The organism is Wolbachia endosymbiont of Drosophila bocki (assembly GCF_028982005.1).
Lineage (GTDB): Bacteria > Pseudomonadota > Alphaproteobacteria > Rickettsiales > Anaplasmataceae > Wolbachia > Wolbachia pipientis.
Genome location: NZ_JAPQLG010000057.1, coordinates 1 through 2,503 on the forward strand (window position 1 = coordinate 1; position 2,503 = coordinate 2,503).

The 2,503-nt window shown below is 36.5% G+C and carries 3 protein-coding genes; 1 reads left to right on the top strand and 2 read right to left on the bottom strand.

The window, feature by feature from the left end; translation table 11 throughout:
* Positions 1-247: 247 nt before the first annotated feature.
* Together OZD61_RS01115 and OZD61_RS01120 are read right to left on the bottom strand one after the other, a co-directional pair.
* A complete protein-coding gene (locus OZD61_RS01115; RefSeq protein ID WP_274979537.1) occupies positions 248-1,003 on the bottom strand; it encodes an SDR family oxidoreductase in 756 nt (251 codons plus the stop codon).
* Positions 990-1,805 (bottom strand): YihY/virulence factor BrkB family protein, encoded by an 816-nt coding sequence (locus OZD61_RS01120; RefSeq protein WP_006279712.1) that lies wholly within the window; start codon positions 1,803-1,805, stop codon positions 990-992. Before OZD61_RS01120 ends, OZD61_RS01115 begins: the two co-directional genes overlap by 14 nt.
* Before the next feature lie 135 nt (positions 1,806-1,940).
* On the opposite strand from OZD61_RS01120, the gene OZD61_RS01125 reads away from it, so the two are divergent.
* A complete protein-coding gene (locus OZD61_RS01125; protein WP_015589492.1) occupies positions 1,941-2,261 on the top strand; it encodes a TrbC/VirB2 family protein in 321 nt (106 codons plus the stop codon).
* Positions 2,262-2,503: the final 242 nt, after the last annotated feature.

The window sequence follows — 2,503 nt, forward strand, 5'->3', positions numbered from 1 at the left end:
ATAATAAGCTACTGATATTCTCCATCTTTTTTATCTTTAATCCATCATAGCTAGCGATGCAACAAAGCCGTCTGGGATCCAGAAAACTTAACTTTAAATAAGTGGCTGCATAATAAAGACTAGATTCCAGACTGGAATGACACCATAGAGGCACTGGGATGACATCCTTCCTAGTGGAGATTACTCTCAAATCACAATGTTCATACAGTTGTGGGCTTAACGGTATCTTTGCAGATACTATGGTAATTTATTCAAAAGACTTACTGAGTGGCAAGATTTCTCCTGATATGCTACAATCTTCAGAAGCAAGTTCCACAAATTTATCTGTTAGTTTATCAGGTGGCACCAATTCAGATCCAGGAAATGCCTGCTCACTACCCACAGGTCCTTCCGTGTATACAGCATTTACACATAATTTTGTATGTTTTGTCTCAGATGCATATATCTGCACCATTATTTCTAGTGCAACTTTACTTGCAGCATACGGCATCCAATATGGATAAGAGGAAGGAGAAAGTGTCACTTCTGAGGTTATGAATATCGCTCTTCCAGCATTAGACTTTTTTAGCATTGGATCTAAGCTTTTTAGTAAGTACCAATTGGCAGTAAAATTTGTATTCATTACGTTCTGTAGCTCTTCAATCTCACAGTCATGAATGGGGTTCAGTTTGCCTAAAATTCCAGCACACGCAACTAATATATCAAGTGCTCCAGATTCTGATAATTTCAGGCTTTCTATCATGTTTGTCAGTATCTTTACATTCTCAAAGTCTAAAAGATCAAGCTGAATTAGTTTCACAGAGCCTTCTTTAAATTCTTCAAGCTCTTCAATTTCATTATATAGTGGCTTGAGATTATCAAGAGATCTCGAAATCAGAATCACACATGCACCTTCTCTTATAAACCTTTTTGCAACAGCAGAGCCTATTCCACCTGAAGCTCCGGTGATTAAAGCTACTTTACCTTCTAACTTACCCATTTCTTTCTCCTTAGCGAGACCCATTGAAATATTTTAGCTGAAAATTGAATTTTGCTCCATATATAAAAATCAAACTTAGCATATAAAAAAATAGTAATGACACTACTACACCACCTAAACTTCCATATATCAAATCCAGTTGGTCAAAGGAAGCTTTTAAGTATTGCTTAAAAGCTGAAGCAGAAATCGTCCAAAGAATAACAGCTACACAAGATCCAGGAAATACGTCTGATAAATTTTGTTTTATGTTTGGTAACATAAAATATAGCCAAGAGACTACTGTGAAAAGTACAAATTCAATAAGTAAATACCTAGTATAACTTAGCCCCTGATAGGAAAAATCAATTAGCATTGGTACTAGTGTAGAAAACACTATAGTTAGAGTTATAATAAGCGTGATTACTAAAAATTGTAATATACTTAGTACTCTTCTTAATATATAAGGCGGCGAAACCGGAACTTTATAGGCCTTATTGAGTATTGTTCTAAGCCCTTCAATTGTCGATGAAGCGGTCCAAACAGCACCTACAATTGCTAAAGTTAGTAAGCTTTGCGGCGGGCCTGATATTATCTCCCTAATACGCGGCATCAAAGATGATAAAATATCCTGTGGCATGTTATCAATGATAAATACCCAGCCAATGTTGTACTGGTCTAAAAAATTTGCGAATGTTGACGCCACAGCCATTAAAACGATGAGAAAAGGAAATATTGATAACAGAATTAAAAATGATAAATACCCTGCATGCTCCACTCCATCATTATGAATTGTGTCAATCAAAGCACGATAAAGGCAATAAACGATGCTGTAAAATTTCTGTAGCACTGTAATATAAACGAACCAAGAAAAGTATTCTAAATGAAATAAAGGATACTTTTAAGCAAAAAATCCTCACCATTTACTTAAATTTAATCAAAGTGAAGGATAATCCAGCATTAAATAGAAATTATCGGAGGCGTAATGAAAAATTTTCTTCTACTTGTGGCTTTAATTCTCTCCTTTGCATTTGATGCAAATGCTGCAAATACTTTTGTTGATAAAAATGATACAACATCATCGGTGATATGCAAGATAATAGGCTATACTCACGGCATAGGTGGACCGATGATCACAATAGTGATAATTGGTGCAGCTTTGCTTGCGATATTCGGCAGAATGCCATGGCCAGCGCTTTTTGCACTCGGTGCGTTCACTGCTGTGTTTTTTGGCGCTCCTGTAGTCGTTTCAAAAATAACACCAGGAGGTGTGATTTGTAAAGACGGTGCAGTAGCGGATAAGTAATAGAAATTATTGGAAGCACAAACGTAGTTTTCTTTACTTGAAAGTGGTCAAGCTGAGCACTTTCAGTGTCTATGAATACCTAATAAATTCTCTTTCTGTAATCATATCAGTTAAAGTTTAGATTCCAGCGTCACGCGCTGGAATGACAAGGCTTATCGTCATGCCGCCGCATACCGTCATACCTACCCCTACAACAACATTGCAAGCATTGATTTTTCTCCATATGAAAAGAGTCTGGAAGC

Coding starts and splice junctions, on each gene's coding strand:
- OZD61_RS01115 (WP_274979537.1), bottom strand. CDS start 1,003: ATGGGTCTCGCTAAGGAGAAAGAAATGGGTAAGTTAGAAGGTAAAGTA.
- OZD61_RS01125 (WP_015589492.1), top strand. CDS start 1,941: ATGAAAAATTTTCTTCTACTTGTGGCTTTAATTCTCTCCTTTGCATTT.